This window comes from Cellulomonas sp. NS3, assembly GCF_024757985.1.
In the GTDB taxonomy this organism is placed as follows: Bacteria; Actinomycetota; Actinomycetes; order Actinomycetales; family Cellulomonadaceae; genus Cellulomonas_A.
This window is the reverse complement of sequence record NZ_CP103289.1, coordinates 143,415-166,866: the sequence shown is the minus strand read 5'-3', so window position 1 is coordinate 166,866 and position 23,452 is coordinate 143,415. Positions and strand designations below refer to the sequence as shown.

General features: G+C 75.0%; 20 protein-coding genes, 1 pseudogene and 1 riboswitch. Of the genes and pseudogenes, 11 read left to right on the top strand and 10 right to left on the bottom strand.

Annotation, left to right across the window (positions count from 1 at the left end):
• Positions 1 to 5: 5 nt before the first annotated feature.
• From NXY84_RS00785 to NXY84_RS00775, 3 genes are all read right to left on the bottom strand, one after another.
• Positions 6 to 1,352 carry a hypothetical protein gene (locus NXY84_RS00785; RefSeq protein WP_258725265.1) on the bottom strand — a complete coding sequence of 449 codons (1,347 nt, stop codon included), beginning with the start codon at positions 1,350 to 1,352 and terminating at the stop codon, positions 6 to 8.
• A 131-nt stretch (positions 1,353 to 1,483) separates the two neighbouring features.
• Positions 1,484 to 2,335, bottom strand: a complete 852-nt coding sequence (locus NXY84_RS00780) for an ABC transporter permease (protein ID WP_396126356.1) — start codon at positions 2,333 to 2,335, stop codon at positions 1,484 to 1,486.
• Positions 2,332 to 3,360, bottom strand: coding sequence for an ATP-binding cassette domain-containing protein (locus NXY84_RS00775; protein ID WP_258725264.1), 1,029 nt, complete (start codon positions 3,358 to 3,360; stop codon positions 2,332 to 2,334). Before NXY84_RS00775 ends, NXY84_RS00780 begins: the two co-directional genes overlap by 4 nt.
• A 97-nt stretch (positions 3,361 to 3,457) precedes the next feature.
• Between NXY84_RS00775 and NXY84_RS00770 the strand changes: the two genes are divergently transcribed.
• From NXY84_RS00770 to NXY84_RS00760, 3 genes and pseudogenes are all read left to right on the top strand, one after another.
• Complete coding sequence (locus NXY84_RS00770; protein WP_258725262.1) at positions 3,458 to 4,492, top strand: helix-turn-helix transcriptional regulator; 1,035 nt, start codon at positions 3,458 to 3,460, stop codon at positions 4,490 to 4,492.
• A 195-nt stretch (positions 4,493 to 4,687) separates the two neighbouring features.
• The gene (locus NXY84_RS00765) at positions 4,688 to 5,212 is read left to right on the top strand and encodes a class I SAM-dependent methyltransferase (protein WP_258725261.1); all 525 of its coding nucleotides are present in this window, start codon (positions 4,688 to 4,690) and stop codon (positions 5,210 to 5,212) included.
• Positions 5,213 to 5,425: 213 nt separating this feature from the next.
• Positions 5,426 to 6,862 (top strand): annotated as a pseudogene (locus NXY84_RS00760) (methyl-accepting chemotaxis protein); the annotation flags it as partial.
• Positions 6,863 to 7,102: 240 nt separating this feature from the next.
• On the opposite strand, the gene NXY84_RS00755 reads toward NXY84_RS00760, so the two are convergent.
• Complete coding sequence (locus NXY84_RS00755; protein ID WP_258725258.1) at positions 7,103 to 8,002, bottom strand: NADP-dependent oxidoreductase; 900 nt, start codon at positions 8,000 to 8,002, stop codon at positions 7,103 to 7,105.
• A 140-nt stretch (positions 8,003 to 8,142) separates the two neighbouring features.
• The gene (locus tag NXY84_RS00750; RefSeq protein WP_258725257.1) at positions 8,143 to 9,300 is read right to left on the bottom strand and encodes a GmrSD restriction endonuclease domain-containing protein; all 1,158 of its coding nucleotides are present in this window, start codon (positions 9,298 to 9,300) and stop codon (positions 8,143 to 8,145) included.
• A 94-nt stretch (positions 9,301 to 9,394) separates the two neighbouring features.
• On the opposite strand from NXY84_RS00750, the gene NXY84_RS00745 reads away from it, so the two are divergent.
• On the top strand, positions 9,395 to 9,724 hold the full coding sequence (locus tag NXY84_RS00745) for a hypothetical protein (protein WP_258725256.1): 330 nt from the start codon (positions 9,395 to 9,397) through the stop codon (positions 9,722 to 9,724).
• A 22-nt stretch (positions 9,725 to 9,746) separates the two neighbouring features.
• Here NXY84_RS00745 and NXY84_RS00740 read toward each other — a convergent pair whose 3' ends face one another.
• On the bottom strand, positions 9,747 to 10,454 hold the full coding sequence (locus tag NXY84_RS00740; protein ID WP_258725253.1) for an SOS response-associated peptidase: 708 nt from the start codon (positions 10,452 to 10,454) through the stop codon (positions 9,747 to 9,749).
• A 103-nt stretch (positions 10,455 to 10,557) separates the two neighbouring features.
• Between NXY84_RS00740 and NXY84_RS00735 the strand changes: the two genes are divergently transcribed.
• Entirely contained in the window at positions 10,558 to 11,175 is a 618-nt protein-coding gene (locus NXY84_RS00735) for a flavodoxin family protein (protein WP_258725252.1), read from the top strand.
• A 97-nt stretch (positions 11,176 to 11,272) separates the two neighbouring features.
• On the opposite strand, the gene NXY84_RS00730 is transcribed toward NXY84_RS00735, so the two are convergent.
• The 3 genes from NXY84_RS00730 to NXY84_RS00720 form a co-directional block, all read right to left on the bottom strand.
• Positions 11,273 to 13,228, bottom strand: coding sequence for a putative bifunctional diguanylate cyclase/phosphodiesterase (locus NXY84_RS00730; RefSeq protein WP_258725251.1), 1,956 nt, complete (start codon positions 13,226 to 13,228; stop codon positions 11,273 to 11,275).
• 332 nt (positions 13,229 to 13,560) lie between these two features.
• Positions 13,561 to 14,331, bottom strand: a complete 771-nt coding sequence (gene map, locus NXY84_RS00725) for a type I methionyl aminopeptidase (protein WP_258725250.1) — start codon at positions 14,329 to 14,331, stop codon at positions 13,561 to 13,563.
• Between the two features lie 51 nt (positions 14,332 to 14,382).
• Complete coding sequence (locus tag NXY84_RS00720; RefSeq protein ID WP_258725249.1) at positions 14,383 to 15,087, bottom strand: VWA domain-containing protein; 705 nt, start codon at positions 15,085 to 15,087, stop codon at positions 14,383 to 14,385.
• A gap of 349 nt (positions 15,088 to 15,436) precedes the next feature.
• On the opposite strand from NXY84_RS00720, the gene NXY84_RS00715 reads away from it, so the two are divergent.
• Positions 15,437 to 15,931 (top strand): hypothetical protein, encoded by a 495-nt coding sequence (locus tag NXY84_RS00715; RefSeq protein ID WP_258725248.1) that lies wholly within the window; start codon positions 15,437 to 15,439, stop codon positions 15,929 to 15,931.
• Here NXY84_RS00715 and NXY84_RS00710 read toward each other — a convergent pair.
• Positions 15,924 to 16,730: a C40 family peptidase gene (locus NXY84_RS00710; RefSeq protein ID WP_258725247.1), complete on the bottom strand. Its 807-nt coding sequence runs from the start codon at positions 16,728 to 16,730 to the stop codon at positions 15,924 to 15,926. The genes NXY84_RS00715 and NXY84_RS00710 overlap by 8 nt on opposite strands.
• Positions 16,731 to 16,732: 2 nt before the next feature.
• Positions 16,733 to 16,915: riboswitch (cyclic di-AMP (ydaO/yuaA leader) on the bottom strand.
• A 214-nt stretch (positions 16,916 to 17,129) separates the two neighbouring features.
• Between NXY84_RS00710 and NXY84_RS00705 the strand changes: the two genes are divergently transcribed.
• The 5 genes from NXY84_RS00705 (at position 17,130) to NXY84_RS00685 (ending at position 23,430) form a co-directional block, all read left to right on the top strand.
• Entirely contained in the window at positions 17,130 to 19,370 is a 2,241-nt protein-coding gene (locus NXY84_RS00705; RefSeq protein WP_258725246.1) for a heavy metal translocating P-type ATPase, read from the top strand.
• Between the two features lie 174 nt (positions 19,371 to 19,544).
• A complete protein-coding gene (locus NXY84_RS00700; RefSeq protein ID WP_258725245.1) occupies positions 19,545 to 20,459 on the top strand; it encodes a F510_1955 family glycosylhydrolase in 915 nt (304 codons plus the stop codon).
• Between the two features lie 129 nt (positions 20,460 to 20,588).
• A complete protein-coding gene (locus NXY84_RS00695) occupies positions 20,589 to 21,206 on the top strand; it encodes a YncE family protein (protein WP_258725244.1) in 618 nt (205 codons plus the stop codon).
• A gap of 207 nt (positions 21,207 to 21,413) precedes the next feature.
• Positions 21,414 to 21,968: a hypothetical protein gene (locus tag NXY84_RS00690; RefSeq protein WP_258725243.1), complete on the top strand. Its 555-nt coding sequence runs from the start codon at positions 21,414 to 21,416 to the stop codon at positions 21,966 to 21,968.
• A gap of 19 nt (positions 21,969 to 21,987) precedes the next feature.
• Positions 21,988 to 23,430 carry a 4Fe-4S binding protein gene (locus NXY84_RS00685; RefSeq protein ID WP_258725242.1) on the top strand — a complete coding sequence of 481 codons (1,443 nt, stop codon included), beginning with the start codon at positions 21,988 to 21,990 and terminating at the stop codon, positions 23,428 to 23,430.
• The last annotated feature ends 22 nt before the right edge of the window (positions 23,431 to 23,452 follow it).

Sequence of the window (23,452 nt, the reverse complement as noted above, 5' to 3'; positions counted from 1 at the left end):
GGAGGTCAGGAGATCGTGAACCGCACCGACGTCGTCGACACGAGCGTCGCGCCCCACGCCCCCGGGTCCGACACGAGGTCGCCGGCGGGCTGACCCTCGAGCGGGTCGGCCCCGAGCGGGTCGGGGAACGCGAACGGCACGCCGAGGTAGTCGAGCACCGCGTGGACCTCGTAGTCGCCCGTGGGCAGGTCGCGCCCGGCCGTGACGTCACCCGGCTCGCCGTCCGGCGCGCAGACCGTGAGCGGGAGCGTGCCGGTGAGCTGCTGGGTGCTCAGGACGCGGCGCTGGTCCGTGCGCGGGACGCCCGTGCCGTCGTCGAGGTAGCCGGTCGCGACGACGACGCCGTCCTTGCTGACCGCGACGCGTGCGCCGTGCTCCGGCAGGAGCGAGCGCAGCCGGTGCTGCGGGAGCGTCCACCGGTAGTCGGTGGTGAGGGTGAGCGGCTGGCCGGCGAGGAGGGTCGGCGGGGGCGTCGGCGTCGGGGTGCCGGTCGGCGTCGGGGTGGGCGTCGGCGTGTCCGTGGCGGCCGGCGTCTCGGTGGCGGCGGGCGTGCCCGTCCCCGTCGCGGCGACGGCCGGCGTGGCGGCGGGGGTGCCCGTCGGGGTCGCCGTCGGGGCGGGGGTCGGCGCCGGCGTCGGGATCGCGGCGGTGAACGCGAACGCCAGCGTGTCGCGGCCGACCGTCGGGTTGCTGGGCGCCTCGGCGACGAGCGAGCCGCAGACGCCGAACGGGAGCCCGGAGACCCCGCCGGGCAGCACGACCGGACCGGTCACCGGTGGCGTCGGGGTGGGGGTCGGCGTCGGCGTCGGCGTGGGCGACCCGGTCGGGGTGGGGGTCGGTGTCGGGCTGGCAGTCGGGGACGCGGTCGGCGACGGCGACGCGGTGGGCGCCGGGGTTGCCGTCGGGCTCGCGGACGGCTTGGCGGTGTTCTTCGGCGTGGACCCGCGCTGCGCCGTGCCGCGGTTCGGCGTCCGTCCGGTGGTGGACTTCCCCTTCGTCGTCGACTTCCCGGGCCGGGCCTGCGTGCCGGAGCGGGGCGACGTGCCGGCGCGCGGGGAGCGGTCGGCCCGCGGGTCCGGGGCCACGTCCTCCGTGTCGGGCGGCAGCAGGTCCTCGTCGTCGACGGCGACGCGCGGGGCGCGGGTCCGGGACGGCGACGGCGTGGGCGACGCGGACGGCTTCGGGGCCGCCGAGAGCGACCCGTCGCGCACGGCCGACTCGGTCGCCCGCGGCTCGACGGCCGGCGCGGCGCCCGAGAGCGCGAGGGTCGCGGCGAGAGCCACGGTCAGGCCCGCACCGACGCGAGCTCCCCGCCCGATCCGACGCGCCGTGGTCCGAACTCGTGCGTTCATGAGCCCCCCTGCTCCGTGCGGCGAGCGGTCGCAGCGCAGGTCACGACCGCCCGGTGTGTCGCATTCATCCTGCGCGCGTCGAGGCCGACGCGCCAGCCCGTCGGCGCGTCGGCCTCGCGGCGCGTCGCCCCTCAGTCGGTGCTGCGCACGATCGTCCGGACGCCGACCCAGAGCCCGAGGGCCGCCGTCGCGAGCGCCGCGACGGCACCCCACAGCACGGTCGTCGAGCCCAGGTCCCCTGCGAACAGCGCACGCTCGGCGTCCACGACGTAGGAGATCGGGTTCACCTGCGCGGCAACCTGCATCCACCGGGGGCCCGCCTCGAGCGGCAGCAGCATCCCCGAGAGGATCAGCGCGGGGAACAGCACGGTCTGCTGGACGACCCAGAACATCCACTCGTTGGACCGCACGGCGATCGCGAGCGCGTAGGAGAGCGACCCGAGGCCGACCCCCAGCACGGCGATCAGCACGAGCCCGAGGACCGCACCGAGGGCGTCGGGCGCGAACCCGAACGGCAGCATCACGGCGATCACGACGAGCGACTGCACGACGATCGGCACCATCTCCTTGAGCGAGCGCCCGACGAGCTGCGCCGAGCGCGGCAGCGGGGTCACGAGCAGGCGCTCGTGCGCGCCGGTCTGCATCTCGAACTGCAGGTTCGACCCGGTCGTCGACGACCCGAACAGGGTCGTCATCACGAGGATCGACGGGACGAACCACAGCCACACGTCGCCGCCGGGCAGCCCGGCGCCGACCGACCCGGCGAGCAGCGGCCCGAACAGCGCGAGGAAGACGATCGGCTGCACGAGGCCGAACACGACGGTGAACGGCTCGCGGACGAGGGGCCGGAGCTCGCGCGTCATGACGAGCACGACGTCACCGGTCCAGCTGCGCCGCGCGGCCGTCCGGGGTGCGGCGGTACCCGCGGACAGGGCGCCGGGGTCGGGGACCGTCGAGGTGGGGGTCGTGGTCGGGGTGCTCATGCTGCGTCCTTCCGGGCGACGCGCACGTCGCTGCTGGTCGAGCCGTCGGTGGAGGTCGGCGCGGGCGCCGCGGCGCTCTCGCGCAGGGTGCGCCCGGTGAGCGCGAGGAAGACGTCGTCGAGCGTCGGCGTGACCGACTCCGCGGCGGCGAGCAGTACGCCCGCGTCGGCGGCGGCGCGCACGAGCCCGGGGACCGCACCGGCGCCGTCGCCGACCCGTGCGGCGACCTCGGCCCCCCGCACCGTGACCTCCCGCGCGCCGGGGACCCGCTCGACGAGGGCGGCCACGATCGCGGCGTCGCCGACGTCGGGCACCCGGACCCTCACCCGGTCGCCCGCGAGGTCCCGCTTGAGCGCGGCCGGCGTGTCGTCGGCGATGACCTGGCCGTGGTCGACGACGACGACGCGCTCGGCCATCTGGTCGGCCTCGTCGAGGTAGTGCGTCGTCAGCACGATTGTCATGCCGTGCTCGGCGCGCAGGCGGGCGACGTGCTCCCAGAGGTTCGCGCGGTTGTGCGGGTCGAGGCCCGTCGACGGCTCGTCGAGGAACAGCAGGCCGGGCGCGTGCACGAGCCCGAGGGCGACGTCGAGCCGCCGCCGCTGACCGCCGGAGAGGTCGGCGACCTTGCGCCGCGCGAGCTCGGTGAGGTCGAGGGCGTCGAGCAGGTCGTCGGCGCGCCGCGCCGCGGAGCGCCGGTCGAGGCCGTAGATCGCGCCCTGCGTCGCCAGCTCGTCGCGGACGCGCTGCTGGTGGCCCGCGCCGTTGCCCTGGCCGACGTAGCCGATGCTGCGCCGGACCTTCTCGGGCGCCGCGACGACGTCGTGGCCGGCGACCTCGGCCGTGCCGGCGGTCGGCCGGATCAGGGTCGTGAGCAGGCGGATCGTGGTCGTCTTCCCCGCGCCGTTCGGGCCGAGCACGGCCACGAGCTCGCCGGGCGCGACGTCGAGGTCGATGCCCCGGACCGCGTGCACGGTCTCGGTGCGGCTCACGGGGAAGTCCTTGGTGAGCCCTCTCGTGCGGATCATGGTGCTCCTTCACAGCGGTGTCGGGTGGTGCCGGCACGCCCCACTCTCTCGGCAGAAGCGGCCGGATCCTGTCCGCTACCGGACGCATGATGGGCACATGACCACCGAGGCCGCGAACCCCTCCGCCCGGCTGCTGACGCTGCTCTCGCTCCTGCAGTCGCGCCGCGACTGGCCGGGCGACGCGCTCGCCGGGCGCCTCGGCGTGAGCCCACGCACGGTCCGGCGCGACGTCGACCGCCTGCGCGGCCTCGGCTACCCGGTGCGCGCGACCAAGGGACCCGACGGGGGGTACCGGCTCGGCGCCGGGGCCGAGATGCCGCCGCTCCTGCTCGACGACGAGCAGGCCGTCGCCGTCTCCGTCGCGCTGCAGACCGCGCACACCGGGGTCGACGGGGTCGACGACGCGGCCCTGCGCGCGCTCACGACCGTCCGCCAGGTCATGCCCGCGCGGCTGCGGACCCGGGTCGACGCGCTCCAGGTCACCGCGGTCAGCCGGCCCGGCGCCGCACGCACGAGCGTCGACGCCGACGTCCTCGTCGCCGTGGGCGCCGCGGTGCGCGCCCGCGAGGTGCTGCGCCTCGACTACGCCGTCCCGCGCGACCTGGCCGAGCCGAGCGGCGACGGCACCCCGACCGACCGCGCCGACCGGGGCCCGGCCGACCCGGCGCCCGTGCCGCCACGCCGCGTCGAGCCGCACCACCTCGTGACGTGGGGCGGGCGCTGGTACCTCGTCGCGTGGGACCTCGACCGCGCCGACTGGCGCACGTTCCGCGTCGACCGCCTGACGCCCCGCACGCCCACGGGCCCGCGCTTCACGCCGCGCGAGCTGCCCGGCGGCGACGTCGCCGGCTTCGTCGCGCAGCGCTTCGCGGGGACGGGCTGGGCGTGCACGGGCGAGGCCGTGCTGCACGCACCGGCCGACACCATCGCCCGGTGGGCCTGGGGCCAGTCCGTCGTCGAGCCGCTGGGCCCCGACCGCTGCCGGGTCGTCAGTGGCTCGTGGTCGTGGGGCGGGCTCGCCGCCTACCTCGGGATGTTCGGCTGCGAGGTCGAGATCCTGGGCCCGCCCGAGCTGCGCGACGCGGCCCGCGAGCTCTCCGCACGGTTCGCCCGCGCCGCGGGAGCCGACTGACCCCCGCGGCGACGGGCGACCGTGCCGCCCCCCGCGCGGTCCTGCGACCCGGTGCCGCCGCAGCAGGCGCGCCGGGTGACCTGGCTGCCGGGCCCGTGCGCCCCCCGGCAGAACGAGCCCGGCACCCCAGGAGGAGGCGGGCGCGGCCCGCGAGATACCTGGCGCCGGGTGAGACCTGGGCGGTACACCGGACGCATGAACGTCCCCGAGCGCGTGCGCTGGGCCGTCGACCGCCTCGGGCTCTGCGGCGGAGAGCACGTGCTCGAGGTCGGCGGTGGCCCCGGGGTGTCCGCCGGGCTGATCTGCGCGGCCCTGACGACAGGCCGGCTGCTCGCCGTCGACCGCTCCCCCACCGCGACGCGGGCGACCGCCGAGCGGAACGCGCCGCACGTCGAGGCCGGCCGCCTCGCGGTGCTCGGGCGGGCGCTCGCGGACCTCGACCCGGCGGACGTGACGGGGGCGCTCGGCGGCCGCGTCGACGTGGCGCTCACCGTCGACGTCAACGTCTTCTGGGTCGACGACGCACCCGCCGAGGCCGCCGTGCTGCACCGCGTGCTCAGCCCCGGGGCGGTGCTCCACGTGCTCTACGGCGCCGGCGGACCCACCCCGGCGGACCGCGTCGTCCCGCGCGTGCGCGCCGCGCTCGGCGGCGCCGGGTTCGTCGACCTCGCCGACGTCGCCGAGCCGCCCGGCTTCGGGGTGCGAGCCCGCCGGCCGTGACCGCACGGCCGGACCGGGAGCGCACGTCGCGTCGGCCCCCGGGCACCCGTGCACACGGGCCGCCACCGGGTCGGCGCGGCGGGCGCGCAGGGCCCGCTGGGGCCAGCACCTCACATGCGCCGCCCGGCCGCCGATGGGCAGGCGCCACGGCACCGCGCCCTGGCGAGGACAGGGCGCCACGCCCTGCCGCGACGACAGGGGGACCCGGTGGGCGTGCTCACGAGGCGGAAGCCGCAGGCGGCGGCGCACGAGGACGCGCGGCGGACCTCGGCCGAGGTCGACGCGCTCGGCGCCGTCGTCGAGAAGCTGGGCGAGGTCGGCTCGTCGTGCGCCGGGGTCGAGGCGGTGCTCGAGAGCGTCCGGAGCGGGTTCGGGTTCGACTACGCGTCGGCGTGGCGCGTGCGCGAGGGGTCCGACGAGCTCGAGCTCGCCGCGCAGACCGGCTCGCTCGGCGCGGACCTCACCCGGATGACGACGACGCACCGCATGACGCGCGGGTTCGGGCTGTGCGGCGTCGCGCTCGCGAGCGACGAGATCGTGGACCTCGTCGAGCTCGGCGACCACCCGGCCAACTGCGCGCGCGGCGAGGCGAGCCTGCGGGCCGGCGCCCGGGGCGCGATGGCGCTGCCGATCCGCCGCGACGGCCGCGTCGTCATGATGATGGACTTCCTCTCGTCCCGGCCGGGCACGACGAGCGCCACCCGCCCGGCGGTGCTCCGGGCGCTCGCGCAGGTCGTCTCGCAGACGCTCGCGATGCTCGAGTCCGCCGAGACGCTCGAGGAGGCGGCCCGCGACCAGATGGCCGTCACGACGGTCGTCGCCGAGGTCGGGTCGCAGCTCGACGAGCAGTCCGCCGTGCAGACCGCCCTCGACGCGGTGCGGTCCGAGTTCGGATGGGCGTACGGGTCGTTCTGGGCGCTCGACCCCGCGGCGCGCGTGCTGCGGTTCTCGGTCGAGTCGGGCACCGCCGGGGACGAGTTCCGGCGCGTCACCCTCGGTGCGAGCTTCGCGGAGGGCGTCGGGCTCTCCGGGCGCGCGTGGCGAGCGCGTGACCTCGTCTTCGTCCCGGACCTCGGTGAGCTGACCGACTGCGTGCGCGCCCCCGCGGCGCAGCGGGCCGGCGTGCGCTCGGGCGTGTGCCTGCCCATCATCGTCGACGGCGCGGTCATCGGGACGATGGACTTCTTCGCGACCGAGACGATCGAGCTGTCCGGCAGCCGCCGGGGCGCGCTGCGCAACGTCGCGCGCCTCGTGTCGCAGCGCCTCGACATCCTGCGGCGCGCCGCGCGCGAGTCGGTCGCGGCGACCGAGCTGCTGGGCAGCGTCGAGCAGCTGTCCGCGAGCGCCGCGGAGGCCGGTGCCGTCGCGCTCGACGCCGTCGCGCAGGCGTCCGCGATCGCGGGCGAGGTGCAGGCGCTCAGCGACGCTTCGGCCGCGATCGGCGACGTCATCCGCGTCATCACCTCCATCGCCGACCAGACGAACCTGCTCGCGCTCAACGCGACCATCGAGGCGGCGCGCGCCGGCCAGGCCGGGCGCGGGTTCGCGGTCGTGGCGACCGAGGTCAAGGAGCTCGCGGGCGAGACGACCGTGGCCACCGGGCGCGTCGGCGAGCGCGTCGAGGACATCCAGACGAACACCGCGACGGTCGCGCGCGGCATCCAGGCCATCACCGCGACGATCGGGCGGATGGACGAGGTGCAGACGCGGATGAGCCAGGTGCTCGAGGAGCAGCGGGCGATGGCGCGGGCGTTCGAGACGCGCTGACGCTCGACGCTCGAGCCGGCGCACTGCGGTCACGGGTCCGGACGGGCGCCGGCGGCTGCCCGTCGGACGCGCACGACCCCCGCGGCCGGCGCACAGCCGGGGGCGGGGCCGTCCGGCCGTGCGTCAGAGCGTGACGACGAGCTTGCCCTGCGTGTGCCCGCCCTGGGCGTGCGCGTGGGCCTCCGCGACCCGGTCGAGCGGGAACGCTGCCTCGACGCGCGGCGTGTAGGTCCCGCGCGCCCCGGCCTCGGCGGCGGCCTCGAGAGTCGCGGCGGACGCGTCGTCGGAGCCGGTGACGGTCACCCCGAGCCGGCCGCCACCGAAGTCGGCGACGGTCGCGACCCTCGCCGGGTCGCCGACGATCGCCACGATCTCCGCGAGCGACCCCGAGCCCGCGGTGTCGAGCGCGGCGTCGACGCCGCCCGGAGCCAGCGCCGCCACGCGCTCCGCCAGCCCGTCGCCGTAGACCGTCGGCGTCGCGCCGAGGGAGCGCAGGAACTCGTGGTTGCGCTCGCTCGCGGTGCCGATGACGCGCGCACCCCGGGCGACGGCGAGCTCGACGGCTGCGCTCCCGACGCCGCCGGCCGCACCCTCGACGAGCACCGTCCTCCCGTCGAGGTCCCCGAGCGCGTCGAGCACGGCCCCGGCGGTCGCGGCCACGAGGCCCGCGGCGCCGGCCTGCTCGTCCGACCACGCGTCCGGGGCGGCAGCCCACGTGCTCAGCACCGCGTGATCGGCGGTGGTCGCGTCGCCGAGTCCGAACACCCGGTCGCCGACCTGCACGCCCGTGACGCCCTCGCCGACCTCGTCGACGACGCCGGCCGCGTCCTTGCCGGGGATCGCCGGGAGGTCGAGCCGCATGCGCTCCTGGAACCAGCCCGCCCGGAGCTTCCAGTCGAACGCGTTGACGCTGGCCGCCCGCACGCGGACCCGGATGCGGCCCGGGCCCGCGTGGGGCTCGGGGGCGTCCTCGACCGTGAGGACGTCGGGGTCGCCGTAGGTGTGGTGCCGGGCTGCGCGCATGGGCGGTGCCTCCGGGTCCGGCCCGGTCGCCCGGGCTCCTGCGCCGTGGCCTCCACGGCACGGGCGGGAACGTCGCCGGCCCGGGCGCGCATTCCCGGGCGGCTCGTCGCCGCGCGCGTGCGGCAGGCCGGCGCCGGCGCTCAGCTCTCGCAGCCGACCCCGTCCCCGTCCCGGTCGAGGTGCTTGCCGTAGCCGGGGTCACCGACGCGGACCGGGGCCGCGCCGGCGGCCCGCGCGGCGTCGCAGTTCTTGTACGCGACGGCCGGTGCGGGCGCGGCGGCCGGCGGCGGTTCGGGAGCGGGGGGTGCGGGGACGACCGGGAGCGGCACGACCGGAGTCGCGCCGACGGGTGCCTGGGCGACCGGCGGGGCGACGGGCTGCTCGACGACGGGCGCAAGCGGGGCGGGCGAGGGCTCGGCCGGGGCGGGGGGCGGTGGGACGGTCGACCCCTCGGGGAGCGGCTGGTCCGGGCACGCCGACAGCACGCTCACCATCGCGGCACGCTCCGCCTCGGTCACCCACAGCCCGTACGTGTACTTCACGCCGACCTGCCGGGCGACGTACGCGCAGCGGAACGGCTTGTTCGGCGGCAGCCAGGTCGCGGTGTCGCCGTCGCCCTTCTGCGCGTTGAGCGGCCCGTCGACGGCCAGCAGGTTCATCGGGTCGTTCGCGAAGCGGGTCCGCGTCGCCTCGTCCCACTGCTGCGCGCCCTTCTGCCACGCGTCGGACAGCGCCACGACGTGGTCGACCTGCACCGCGGTGCTCGTCGCGTTCCCGCGGACGAACTCGATCGTGCGGCCGCTGTACGGGTCCGCGAGCGTCCCGGTGAGGACCACGCAGTCGCGCGTGCCGGGCTTGGACGTCTGCGGCTCGAGGTCCCGCGCGAGCACGTCGTTGCGGGTGTCGCAGCCGTTGCGGTCGACGTCGACCCACCCGCTGCCGAACAGGTCGCGGTCGTACCCCGTCCTGGGTGCGCGGCCCTTGACCTCGAGGAGCGCGGCCGTGGCGAGCGCGGTCTGCGGGACGGCGGCCGCGGTCACCGCCAGGACGTCGACCGCGGGCGCGAGCTCGGGCGCGGGGAGCGCGGCGGCGAGCTCCTCGACGGTAGGTGCCGTCGCCGCCGGGGTGGGCGACGACGTCGGGCTCGCCGGCGCCGCCTGACCTGCAGCTCCGGCGGACCCCGCACCGCACGCGCTCGTCAGGCCCAGGACGCCCGCGAGCGCGAGGGCCAGGAAACCAGGACGCGGTCGGCGGGAGGCGTCCGACGGGCTCCGGGGAAACGGCGCGGCAGCTGTCACGTCCTGGCTCTTCGGCACGCTGACCTGCGCGCTTGAGCCGGTTCACCACCTCGCTCGGGATGCGCACCGCCGGCGCGCGCGCCATCGTGGGCGCGTGACGACGAAGCCGGAGAGCACCCTCGAGGACGGACGCCCGGGCGACGACCCGGACCAGACCCAGTGGCACTTCGGCATGCGGTTCTTCATGTTCTGGCTCATGCCGCTCTTCCTGATCGGCGGCGCATTCGTGTGGTGGCCGATGGTCCAGGAGCTCGCCGCGGGGATCTACCCCGACAGCCTGAAGGGCTTCCTGCTCGTCCTCGCCTACCCCGCCGCGGTCGTCGGGTGGCCCTGCATGCTCGTGGCGTACCGGCGGGCGAAGCGCCGCGGTGAGACGCCGGTCCCCGGGTCGTACAAGCCCCGGCGTCCGGCGCCGCGACGCTGACCCCCGACCGCCCGCGGGGCGTTCACCCCGCGGGCGCAACGAGCTCCGGCCCGTTGTTGCGCACGTTCCCGACCGCCGGGCCGACCTCACGCGGGAGCAGGTGCGGCTCGGGGACCGCGTCGAGCAGCGAGCGCACGTCGTCGGTCGAGGTCGTGCCGAGGTCGAGCCACTCGTCCCACAGCGCGGGGGGCAGCAGCAGCGGGGTCCGGTCGTGGATGTGCCCGAGGGCGTCGGTCGCGGAGCGCGTGATGACCGTGACGGTCCACAGCCAGCGCGCGGGGTCGTCGGCGGGGCGGGACGGGTCGGGCCACAGCTCGTAGAGGCCCGCGGCGGCGAGCCCGTGCTGCGCGCCGTCGGCCGCCGTGAGGAAGTACGGAACCTTGCGTGCGGGGGTCTTCTGCCACTCGAAGTACCCGTCCATCGGCACGATCGCGCGGCGTCGGGCAGCGGCCTTGCGGAACGCGGGCTTCTCCGTGACGGTCTCGATGCGCGCGTTGATCATGCGCGCTCCGACACCCGGGTCCTTCGCCCACGACGGCACGAGGCCCCAGCGCACGGTGCGGAGCTGGCGCTGGGGGCGCTCGTCCTCGACGCGCTCGAGCACGATGCGCACCGGGTCGGTCGGCGCGACGTTCCACGACGGGCCCGGTGCCTCACCGAGGATCTGGTCGACCCGGTACTGGTCGGCGAGCTCGTCGTCCCGCCGCGTACTCGCATACCTGCCGCACATGCCGCACAGTCTCGACGCAGCCGCCCACACACCGCCACGCGCGAGCCGGTCACCTGTCCGGCTCCGGTCGCGGGATCACGCGTGCCCTCGCAGGATCGAGGGCATGACCCCCACCCCGGACCTGACCGCCGTCGTCCTCGTCGGCACCCTCACCCCGTCCCCCGCCCCGTCGAGCAGCGAGCTCCTCGGCCGCCAGGTGCTCGACGCGCTCGGCGAGCACGGCGTCACGGGCACCGTGATCCGCCTCGTCGACCACGACATCAAGCCGGGCGTCGAGAAGGACATGGGCGAGGGCGACGCCTGGCCCGCGATCCGCGAGCAGGTCCTGGCCGCCGACATCCTCGTGCTCGCGACGCCGATCTGGCTCGGCCAGCCGTCCAGCGTGACCAAGCGCGCGCTCGAGCGGCTCGACGCCGAGCTCGGCGAGAGCGACGACCAGGGACGCCTGCTCACCTACGGCCGGGTCGCCGCCGTGGCGGTCGTCGGGAACGAGGACGGCGCGCACCACACGAGCGCCGAGCTGTTCCAGGCGCTCAACGACGTCGGCTTCACCGTCCCCGCCGCGGCCGTGACCTACTGGGTCGGCGCCGCGATGCAGGGGACGGACTACCAGGACCTCGAGGAGACGCCGGAGGAGACCGCCACGACGACGGCGACCCTCGCGGCCAACACCGCGCACCTGGCGCGGCTGCTGCGCCAGTCGCCGTACCCGCCGAGCTGACGCGAGACGACGGCGCGTCGCCGGTGCACCACCGGCGGCGCCGTCGGCCCGACCGCCCGTCAACGCGACGCCACCCGTGGAGTGTGGCCGGACGCGTCTACGCCCCGAGCCGCCCGAGCGCTCGCCGCTCCCCCGCCCCGGCCGACTCCAGGATCGCGTCCGTGAGCGCGTCGGGGTGCTGCGGCAGCGCGAGGTGGAAGCCCTGGAAGTGCGTGGTGCCGAGCTCCTGCAGCGCGCGCAGGGCCTCCTCGGTCTCGACGCCCTCGACCACGACGGTGCGCCGGAGGTTGTGGCCCAGCAGCAGCGCCGACGAGATGACCGCGGCCGACTCGACGCTGCCCGGGAGCGCGTTGCTGAAGGACTGGTCGATCTTGAGCACCGACGCGGGGATCTCGACGACCCGGCCGAGCGTCGAGTGCCCGGTGCCGAAGTCGTCGATCGCGAGGTGGCAGCCGAGCCGGCGCAGGCCGTCGATGACCTCGGCCGGGAACGTCGAGGAGTCGAGCGGCCCGTTCTCGGTGATCTCCAGCGTGAGCCGGTCGCCCGCGAGGCCCGCCGCGGACAGGTCGCGCGTGATGCGCTCGAGCAGGCCGGGGTCGCTCAGCTCGGCGGGCGACACGTTGACGAAGAGCCGCCGCGGCGCGCGCCGGCCCAGCACCGCGTCCCACGTGACGAGCTGGCGGCACGCGGTGCGCAGGACCCACGCGCCGAGCTCGACGATGAGCCCGCTGCGGACCGCCGCCCCGATGAACGCGCCCGCGGAGAGCAGGCCGTGCCGGGGGTGGCGCCAGCGCACGAGCGCCTCGACCGCGTACAGCGCACCCGGCGCCGCGAGCGGGTCGGGCCGCGCGGAGCCGATCCGCGGGTCCATGATCTCGAGGATCGGCTGGTAGTGGACCTCGAGCTGCTCCTCGCGGATCGCCGTCTCGAGCTCGCTCGACAGCTGCTCGTAGGAGATGGCCTCGGCCTGCTCGGACGCGTGCACGACGGGGTCGAAGAGCTGGAAGCTGCCCTTGCGCCGGCGCTTCGCCCGGTACATCGCCGCATCGGCCTGCGACACGAGCAGGTCGGACGTCACGCCGGGCTCGTCGCTGACGGCGATGCCGATGCTCGCGGACGGCTGCAGGAGGTGCCCCTCGGTGAGCATGGGCAGCGCGAGGCTGTCGCAGATGCGCTGGGCGACCCCGCACGCGGCGTCGGCGGACGCGAGGTGCTCGAGCACGACCACGAACTCGTCCCCCGCGAGCCGCGCGAGCAGGTCGTCGGGCCGCAGCGCCGCCCGGATCCGCTCGGCGCACGTGAGCAGGAGCTGGTCGCCGAGGGCGTGCCCGTACGTGTCGTTGACCCGCTTGAGGCCGTCGACGTCGATGAACAGGACCCCGACGGTCGACAGGTCGCGGCGCACGAGCGTGAGCGCCTCGTCGAGCTGCTCGAAGAACACGCGGCGCGTCGGCAGCCCTGTCAGCGGGTCGTGCGCGGCCTGGTGCGCGAGCTCGCCCTGCGCCTGCGCGGCGGCCTCACGGTCGATCGCGACGACGAGGTACGACGCCGCGAGGTTCGCGAGCGTCCGCACGGCGGCCAGCTCGCCGCGCCCGAGGCCCACCGGCTCCGCGCGGTAGAGCGTCAGGACGCCGAGCGCCTCGCCGCGGGCGCGGAGCGGGACCGCGGTGACGCTCGGCAGCCCGAGCTCGGTCGCGCGCTGCTGGAAGTGCGGCCAGGTCCCCTCTGTGCGCAGGTCCTGCGCCGCCACGACGCGCCCGGAGGCGTGCGCGTCCGGTGCCGGGCCCGCCTGGAGCGCCTCCTGGACGCGGTCGAGCTGCTCGACGCGGCGCTGCGTCGCGTACGCGACGACCAGGAGCTCGCCCGTGCGGCTCGGCGTCGAGACGCCCGCGCCGGCGAGGCCGAGCAGGTCGGTGACGCCCTCCGCGAGCTCCTGGAGGATGTCCTGGACCGAGAAGTCCCCGGTGACGGTCGCCGAGAGCTCGTCGACCAGCGACAGCATCGCGCCCGCGTCGACACCGGCGACCACGTCGCCGTCCGGGGTGTGGGTCATGTGCGCTCCGTGCCCTGCTCGACCAACGGTGCCCGCGCGGGGGTGGCGGACACCTGTGCCGGGTCACGCGGAAGGCAGCACCCCGGTCGGACGCTCGCACGCCATCCCTGCCCCCGCTGGCGACGCTAGCGCGCGCACCCCGGGCACGCCCGTCCCGGGCTTCACCCGGGTGAGCATTCACCCGACGGACCTGGGCATACCGGGAGCATCCGCCGGAGCGGGGTGAGCCGACCGGGCGACGGCGGGGCGAGGGCCGGGGGCACGACGACGGCCGGCACGCTCCCGTGCCGGCCGTCCGCGACCCGTGCGCCCGCGAGCGCACCACCACGTCGTCAGGCGCTGCGCTCCGTGAGCACGACCGGGCCGTCGGGCGTGATCGCGACGGTGTGCTCGGCGTGCGCGGCGAGCGAGCCGTCGGCGGAGCGGATCGTCCAGCCGTCGGGGTCCATGACGTAGCCGTCGCCGCCGGCCATGAACCACGGCTCGATCGCGATGACGAGGCCGGCCTTGAGCCGCTGGCCCGACCCGGCGCGCCCGAGGTTCGGCACGTGCGGCTCCTCGTGCATCGTGCGTCCGACGCCGTGCCCGCCGAAGTCCGCGTTGATCCCGTACCCCGCGCTGCGCCCGACCTCGCCGATCGCCGCCGAGATGTCGCCCATGCGGGCCCCGGGCTGCGCGGCGGCGATCCCCGCGGCGAGCGCGCGCTCCGTGGTCTCGATGAGCCGGGTCGCCTCGGGGCTCGGCGTGCCGACCTGGAACGTCAGCGCGGAGTCGGCGACCCAGCCCTCGACCTGCGCGGCGAAGTCGATGCTCAGCACGTCGCCGTCGCGCAGGACGTAGTCGGACGGCAGCCCGTGCAGAGCGGCGTCGTTGACCGACGTGCACAGCACGCCCGGGTACGGGATCGCGCCGAACGACGGGTGGTACCCGAGGTACACCGAGTGCGCGCCGGCCTCGCGGATCAGGCCGTGCGCGTGCGCGTCGAGGTCGCGCAGGCTCACGCCCACGGCCGCGACCGACCGCAGCGACGTCAGGACGTGCGCGATGAACGCGCCCGCGGGTCGCATCTGGTCGATCTCGGCAGGACTCTTCAGCTGGGCCATCGCACTAGCCTCTCACCGCCGCACGGCGGTCCGGACGACACCCCGCACCGGTCAGCGCAGGATCCCGCGCCCCCGCACCTCGGTGAGCCACTCGGGGTACTCGACGAGCAGCAGGTCGAACAGCGCCTGGTCCTTGACGAGCGTGAGGTCGCCGACGGGCTGGTAGTCCGCGTTGTCGACGACCCGGCCCGAGAGGTCGTCGAGCTTCTGCAGGAACGGGATGTCCTCGTCGCCGATGCTGAGGAACTTCCAGAACACCGGGCTGCCCGAGGCGTCGCGCAGTTCGTTCGTCGCGGCCGTGCGGCTCGTCGGGGCGCCGTCGGTCAGGAACAGCACGTACACGGGGACGTCCGCCGTCGCGCCCGGACCGGTCAGCCCGTAGTGCTCCCGCACCGCCCGGATCGCGCCCGCATAGTCGGTCAGCCCGAGGTGTCGCCCGGCGCGCAGCCGGTCGACGCCGCCGCGGTAGTCGTCGAGCGTGAGCTCGCCGGCGTGCCACGCCTCGGTGCCGAAGAAGAACACGTCGATCGAGCCGTCGTCGTCGAGCTGCGTCCCGAGCGCGAGCACCCGCTCCGCGAGCGCCTGCATCTGCCCGCTCGCGTACGCCGCGCGCATCGAGCCCGAGTGGTCCAGGCACAGCGCGACCTTCGCGGCGTGCCCCTCGAGGTCGTGCTTGCTGAGGTTGAACTGCGCCTTCTTGGCGAGGTTGACCAGCTCGGGTGCGCGGGTCTGGAGCTTGTCGAACGAGATCGCCATGAGGGGCCTTCCGGGGGGTGCGGTGCGGGGGTGCCGCACCACCCTGCCCCACGGTGGTGGCGTGCGTGGCGGGTTCGGGCGGCGGTCGCCCGGACGGCGGTGGCCGTTCACCGCCTCGAAGCCCCCTGGCGCGCTCGAAAAAATCTGCGCCTGGACCCTGCCCCGCCGCCTCGGTCTGGCTGTGCGACCACCCGACCCCTCACATGACCGCCTGCTCAGCCCGGACGGAACATGGAATCGGCGGTTGCGATGGCTCCCACGGAGCTCTCGAGCAGTCAGACAGTGACTGACGCGCGAGGTTGACGGAGAACGAACCGAGCAGCCTGCCGACCTCGGCGCACTCGGCGTGGTGGCCACGTTCGTGCTGGTCCTCTACACCCAGACCCTCGCCACGCTGGCCGAGGTCGCGACCGACACCTCGACCGGCGACCTCGACGCGCTGCGCTCGGTCTCGCCGTTGGTGCACGTCGTGCTTGCACTGCTGGTACTGCTGGTGCTGCTGGGCGCCATGGTCTTGTCGGTGTTCAAGCCCAAGGGGCTGACCGCGCGCGGGTGGTGGCTAGGTCTCGCGGGCCGCGGGGTCGACGGCCTCGGCGCTGTGCTGCAGCTTGGTCCCGGGTTCGACGCCGGCTTCCTCGAGCCGCCAGATGAGCTCGCCGATGGTGCGCTGCACCTCGCGCCACTGGGCTTCGGGGTGCGTGGCACCACCGTCGAGGGCGCGGTGGGCGTCGAAGGACGTCAGGTACGCCTTGAGTCCGGCGCGCAGCAGCATGAGCTCACGCCCGGTGAGGGTGACCTGGTGCGGTGCGTCGATGTCCACCCGGCCGCCTGCGGGGTCAGCTGACGCGGATGAAGGTGGGGTTGGTCTGCCAGATCTCCCGGATCTGGATGGTCTTGCCCGGGCGGGGGGCGTCGACCTGCATGTTGTCGCCGGCGTAGATCGAGATGTGCCCCGGGGACCAGATGAGGTCGCCCGGCTGGGCGTCGGCGCGGGAGACGACGGTGCCGGCGCCGCGCTGGGCGGAGGACGTGCGCGGGAGGGTGATGCCGACCTGGGCGTACACGTAGGACGTGAACCCCGAGCAGTCGAACCCTTCCGGGGTGCTTCCCCCGGACAGGTAGGGCACGCCGACGTAGCGGGCCGCGATCTCGACGATCGCGTTGCCGTTTGCCGACGCGGGGACCGCAGCACCGACCGGCTCCGCCTCGGCCGCGGGCGCCTCCTGCGCGGCGGGCTCGGCTGCCGCGGCGCGGGCCGCGCTGCGTGACGCATCTGCCGGCGCGGGCTCGGGCTCGGCCTCGACGACGGGCGGCGGGGCGACCGCGGTCAGCGTGGGGGCCTCGAAGCCCCAGACGGCGTCGGGGGCGGCGGTCACGACCGGGGAGGTGTGCACCAGCGCGTGCGCGGAGGCGGTCAGCGCGGCGGTGTTGATGCCGGCGACGCTGGCGGCGTGCGTGCCGGACCCGTGCGCCGAGGCGGGCACGGCCACCATCGACAGGAGCAGCCCGGACCCGGCTGCTGCGACGGCCGAGCGGCGGCCCGCGGTGGCCAGGCCCGCACTGGTCGCGGTGGCGAGGTCGTCGAGAGAGGTCGTGGGGCGACCCGGTGAACGGCGACGGCCGCGGGTGGCGCTCGAAGGCATGGTGAACCTCTCCAGACGCCTACGAGGTGAGCTGTCGGGTTCGGGCTGGAGAACACCCGGCCGGTCAGGTTGGACCGGCTTCACCCCAAGGACACCGCACGGATGCCCAACAAGTGGGTCCCCCGCTCCTGCCAGCAGGACTCGAACTGACCGCGGGTGGTGGCAGGACTCGGCGATCCACCTCAGGCCGCCCCAGGAGGGTGGGGCGGGTCGATCCTAGGTGCCCCCTCGCGCGAATGTCACGGCGAGATCACGCTGGGAGTGCCACACGCCGCAGCACGTGCCGATCACCGCGACATGACCGCCCGAGCGGGAATGCCCACGCACCGGGGCACGTTCTGCGCTGGCATACCCCCCATGGGTATCCGTAGCGCGTAGGTCGTCGAGGAGGGCCGGACCATGAGCACGTCGCATCCCGAGCACCACACCACCCCGCCAGGTGCCGAGCACCACGGCCACCACGGCACGCCGGCGACGGTGACCACGGGCCCGGAGCCGGCGGCTCACGGCGAGCACCCGGTGCACGCCCAACACCACCCCGACCACGGCGCGCACGGCCACACCGACACCGCCCACGCCCACCACGATCACGACCACCAGGGGGCGGCGCCCGCGGGTGGGCACCAGCACGGGCACAGCGGCCATGGCGGGCACGGGGACCACGTCGGGCAGTTCCGGCGGCTGTTCTGGTGGGCGCTCGTGCTGGCGGTCCCGACAGTGCTGGCCAGCGGGATGTTCGCGGCGCTCCTGGGGTACCAGCTGCCCGACGCACCCGCGATCGAGTGGATCTCCCCGGTTCTCGGCACGATCATCTATCTCGTCGGCGGGCGACCTTTCCTGGTCGGGGCGGTCAGCGAGCTGCGGGCACGCAAGCCCGCGATGATGCTGCTCATCGGCATGGCCATCACGGTCGCGTTCGTCGCGTCCTGGGGCTCGAGCGTCGGGGTGCTGTCCCACGAGCTCGACTTCTGGTGGGAGCTGGCGCTGCTCGTGGTCATCATGCTGCTCGGGCACTGGGTCGAGATGCGGTCCCTGGCCCAGACGTCCTCCGCGCTGGACTCCTTGGCCGCGCTGCTGCCCGACGAGGCCGAGCGCGTCGACGGGGACACCATCACCGTCGTAGCCCCCGCCGACCTGCGTCTCGGGGACGTCGTGATCGTCCGCCCCGGCGGGCGGGTGCCCGCCGACGGCGTCGTGGTCGACGGGTCCGCCGACGTCGACGAGTCAATGATCACCGGGGAGTCCCGCCCGGTCCGGCGCGCGGCGGGCGACCACGTCGTGGCCGGGACCGTCGCCACGGACTCCGCGATCCGGGTCCGCATCGACGCCGTCGGGGACGACACCGCCCTGGCCGGCATCCGCCGCCTCGTCGAGCAGGCCCAGTCCTCCTCCACCCGCGCCCAGCGCCTGGCCGACACCGCCGCCGGCTGGCTGTTCTGGTTCGCGCTCGGCTCCGCCGCCCTGACGCTGGCCGCGTGGCTGACCTGGGGCACCCCGGAGACGGCCTGGATCCGCGTCATCACCGTCCTCGTGATCGCGTGCCCCCACGCCCTGGGCCTGGCCATCCCGCTGGTGGTCTCCATCGCCACCGAACGCGCCGCCCGCGGCGGGGTGCTCGTGAAGGACCGCATGGCCCTGGAGCAGATGCGCACCGTCGACACCGTCCTGTTCGACAAGACTGGCACCCTGACCAAGGGCGAGCCCGCCCTGACCCACATCGCCGTGACGGGCACCCGCACCGAGGACGAGCTCCTCGCCCTGGCCGCGGGCGCCGAGGCCGACAGCGAGCACCCGCTCGCCCGCGCCATCACCGCCGCCGCCACCGCCCGCTCCGTGCGGGCCGCGCGGGCGAGTGAGTTCCGGGCCAGCACCGCGGTCGGGGTCCGCGCCACCGTCGACGGGCACGACGTCGCCGTCGGCGGGCCCCGGATGCTCACCGAGCACCACGCGGACCCGCTGGCCCAGACCCAAGCGTGGGCCGAGCAGGGCGCGATCGTCCTGCACGTGCTCGTCGACGGGCAGGTCGCCGGCGCGCTGGCCCTGGCCGACGAGATCCGCCCCGAGTCCCGCCAGGCGGTCGACGCCCTGCACGCCCTGAGTGTGCACGTGGTGATGATCACCGGGGACGCCGAGCCGGTCGCCCGCGCGGTCGCCGCCGAGATCGGGGTCGACCAGGTCTTCGCCGGGGTCCGCCCGGAGAACAAGAGCGAGAAGGTCGCCGAGCTGCAGGCCCAGGGCCGGCGCGTGGCGATGGTCGGGGACGGGGTGAACGACGCCCCGGCGCTCGCCCAGGCCGACGTCGGCATCGCGATCGGCGCCGGCACCGACGTCGCGATCGCCTCGGCCGGGGTCATCCTGGCCAGCGACGACCCCCGCTCGGTGCTGTCCGTGATCGAGCTGTCCCACGCGTCGTACCGCAAGATGCAGCAGAACCTGTCCTGGGCTGCCGGGTACAACCTCATCGCCGTCCCCCTCGCGGCCGGTGTGCTCGCACCCGTCGGGTTCGTGATGCCGATGGCGATCGGGGCGATCCTGATGTCCGCCTCGACCGTCGTGGTGGCGCTCAACGCCCAGCTCCTGCGCCGCCTGGACCTGCGTCCCGAGGCCAGCGCGCAGGCGGTCCTCTCCCGCCGCGGCTGACCCCGGCCCCCCGGGCACCGGGACGGCTTCATCGAACCTTGATGCAACGACAGCCTCGCCCGGGCATCCCCCGGGCGAGGCTGGCCCGGTGGACGTGCCCACCGCACGCCCGTTGCCTGATGCCTCGCCCGGGACACCTGTCCCGGGCGGGGCACCTCGACGTTGGGAGACCTCATGAACCGCGCTCGACGGCGCCTCACCGCGACCGTGATCGCCTTCGGCGTGACCCTGGCGGTCGCCGCGTGCGCGCAGGACCCCGGCCCGGCCACCGCGCCGACCGGCCAGGCGACCACAGCGTCCGACGGGCACGCCCACGCCCACGCGGACGAGACCGACAGCGCCGGCCTGCCGGGGGCGCACACGCACGGGGTGGGGATCAACCCGGCCGACGACCTGGTCTACCTGGCCACGCACGAAGGGCTGTTCCGTTACGACGAGACGGGACCGACGCGGGTGGGGCCGGTGATCGACCTGATGGGCTTCACCGTCGCCGGGCCGGACCACTTCTACGCCTCGGGTCATCCGGGGGCCGGGACGGACATGCCGAACCCGGTGGGGCTGATCGAGTCCACCGACGCCGGCGAGACCTGGACCGCCCTGTCGCGGGAGGGCGAGTCGGACTTCCACGCCATGACCGCCTCGAGCACGAGTGTGGTGGCGTTCGACGGCGCAGCCCTGCAGGCCACGAGCGACGGGGTGAGCTGGGGTGACCTCGACGTCCCGGTGCCGCCGTTCGCGATGGACGTCTCACCCGACGGGCGCACGATCGTGGTCACCAGCCACGAGGGCCCGGTCCGTTCCACCGACGCCGGCGCGAGCTGGGACCGGCTCGACGGGGCGCCGCTGCTGCAGGTCGTCGACTGGGCGGACACCTCGACCGTCGTCGGGCTGACCCCGGACGGGGACGTCACGCTCTCCGAGGACGCCGGCGCCACCTGGGCGCCGGCCGCGACCCTCCCGGGACCGCCGCAGGCCGTGGCGGCGCGCCGCGCGGCCGACGGGACGCTGCGCGTGGTGGCCGTCACCCAGGACACCGTCCTGGAGTCCGTCGACCTCGGGGCCGGGTTCGGACCGTTGCCCGGAGCCTGATCGCAGGGTTTGACCAGGAGTGCGGCGGGGAGATCAACGGGATCTTCATCCGATGACCAGCCGGCGTGCGGGGTTCGCGCCGAAGAGTCAGGGACGAGACCTTCCCCCTTGAACGCCTGGAGCCTGCCCATGTGGACCCCGACCTGCCGCCCGATCCTGCTCACCACCGCCGTCCCGAGCACCCTGCTGCTGCTCGCGGCGTGCAGCACCGGCGCCACTACCCCCGCCGCGGACGACGCCGTCCCGACGCCGTCAGCCGAGACGCCGGCGCCGACCGGGGTGACCGGCACGGTGTGGGTCGCCAACGAGGGCGAAGGGACGCTGACCGCGATCGATGCCGACTCCGGTCAGGTGCTGACCACGGTGACCGGGATCCCCAGCCCGCACAACGTGCAGACCAGCCCGGACGGGTCCACCGTCTGGGCGGTCAGCGGGCACAACAAAGCCCTCGTCGCCCTGGACGCCGAGAGCTACGAGCTGCGCGGGACCGCGGCCACCGGGACCAGCCCCGTACACGTGGTGCTGACGCCCGACGGGTCCTCGGTCTACGTGACCAACTCCGGCGAGGACTCCCTCGACCGGTACGACGCCGCCACCCTCACCCCGACCGGCCTGCCCAACGGCAGCTCCTTCACCCCGCGCACCGGCGCACGCTCCGCCGCTGCCGCCGCACTCACCGTCCCGGACTACTCCACCGGAGCGGACAGCGGCGACTCCAGCGCACACAACGACGACCACCACGGCTGACCCCAGCCGAACCGCAGGACTCAGCGAAGCGCCCGTCCACCGGGACGGGTGCCGAAGCTGCGCGCCGTCTTCGTGGGCGCCGGTACGCGGCCGGGCGCCTCGTCGATGAAGTTTCGATGGAGGTCACCCCGGGGACCTACAGGTCCCATGTGCCAGGGCCGGCCCGCGACGACAGTGCACTCAGACACCTTTCGTCAGGAGCTCCCCATGCATCCCGCTCTGGTCCGGCTGCCGGTCGCCGTGGCTCTCGCCCTGCCGCTGGTCGGCGCATCCACCCTCGCGCTCCCCGCGCCGGCAGCCGCGGCCGCCGTGCACCAGGACACCGCCGAGCACGAGGCCACGTCGCACGACCACGCCGCCACACAGCCGAGCCCCGGCACGCCAGCAGACGACCCCGCGCTCGACCCGGCGGCCCCTACCCGGGACGCGCCCGGTGCGGAGCCCATGGCAGGCACGGACCACGCGGACGCCGGTGAGGGATCGACGCACGAGGAGGGCCACGACTCCGGCAACGGCTCCGACGAGGTGCCGGCGGACACCGGTGTCGCGGGCGGTCATGACGAGACGACTGGGGAGCACGCCGAGAGCGGCGGCCACGCCGAGGAGAATGCGGCGCCCGTTGCCCGGCCGCGGGCCGCGGTGCTGTCCACGTTCGTGGGCGTCAACGCCGCGGTGCTGATCGCCGCCGCGGTGCTGCGCCGCCGTGACGGCAACCGGCCTCGCCACCGGCCCCGCCCGGCCGGCACCCCGACCACCGCCTGACCGCCCGAAGGACACGACGATGACCACCCTGACCCCGCGCCCGCCTCCGCCCGAGGTGACGGTCGACCACGACGTCACGCCCGGCCCCGATCTGACCCCACCGCCGGTCGGGCGGAACCTGATGACCATCCCGTGGGTCGCCCGGTCGTTGCGGTCCGGCTGGTACCCGAAGATCTTCCAGATCCCGGTCGCCGCGGTCTTCGGGCTGGTGGCCTACCAGCTGCTCGCCGGCCCGGACTCCGCGCACGACAACGCGGGCACCGCGCTGATGTGGGTGCTGTGGTGGCCGGTCATCCCGATCGTGTTCGTGCTGCTCGGCCGGTTCTGGTGCGCGGTGTGCCCGTTCGGGGCGCTGTCCGACGCCGTGCAGAAGATCGTCGGGGTCAACCGGCCCGTGCCGAACTTCCTGAGGAACTACGGCATCTGGATCATCGACGCCTCGTTCCTGGCCATCACGTGGGCCGACCACGTCTGGGGCGTCGTGGAGTCCCCCTGGGGCTCCGGGGTTCTGCTCCTGCTGCTCACCACCGCGGTGATCGCCTCCGGTGCCCTGTTCCAGCGCCGCACGTTCTGCCGGTACCTGTGCTTCCTGGGGGGCCTCTCCGGGAACTACGCCCGGGTTGGGATGGTCGAGCTGCGCGCCGACTCCGGAATCTGCAAGACGTGCAAGGCAAAGGCCGTCTGCTACAACGGCAACGACAAGGTCGCCGGCTGCCCGCTGTTCACGTTCCCCCGCACTATGGAGGACTCGGCGAACTGCAACCTGTGCGCGAACTGCATCAAGTCCTGCCCCAACGACGCGATCCAGGTCCGGCTGCGCAAGCCGACCAGCGAGCTGTGGTTCATCACCAAGCCGAAGATCGAGCAGTCGATGCTCGCGATGGCGATCATGGGCATCGTCTTGATCCAGAACATCACGATGCTCGAGGTCTGGGACGGGTTCCTCGCCCGCATCGAGGCCCTCACTGGGATCACCAGCTACGCCGTGATCTTCACCGTCGCGTTCACCGTCGCGGTGTCCGTGCCCGTCGGACTGCTCGCCCTCGCCTCGCGGATCGCCGCCCGGCGGAACCTCGAGGACACCCGGCTCAACTTCGCGCGGTTCGGATACGCCCTCATCCCGCTCGACGTCGCCGGGCACCTCGCGCACAACCTCTTCCACCTGCTCGCCGAGGGCGCCTCGGTCTACTACGCGGTCGCCAAGCTGTTCGGCGCCGGCGCCGGCGCCGGCGTCTCGGCTGACCCGGCACTCGTGAGCACCGGCACCATCCAGGCACTGCAGTTCGCGCTCCTGGCCCTGGGCATCGCGGGGTCCGTCTACACCGCCAAGCGCATCGCCTACCGCCGGTACCGCACCGCCGCCCGCCGGCGCGCCACGCTCACCCCGTACGTCGCGATCATCGCCCTGCTCGGGGCGATCAACGTGTGGATGTTCCTGCTGCCCATGGCCCACCGCATGTGACCCGCCGGGGTCACCGGGGAGC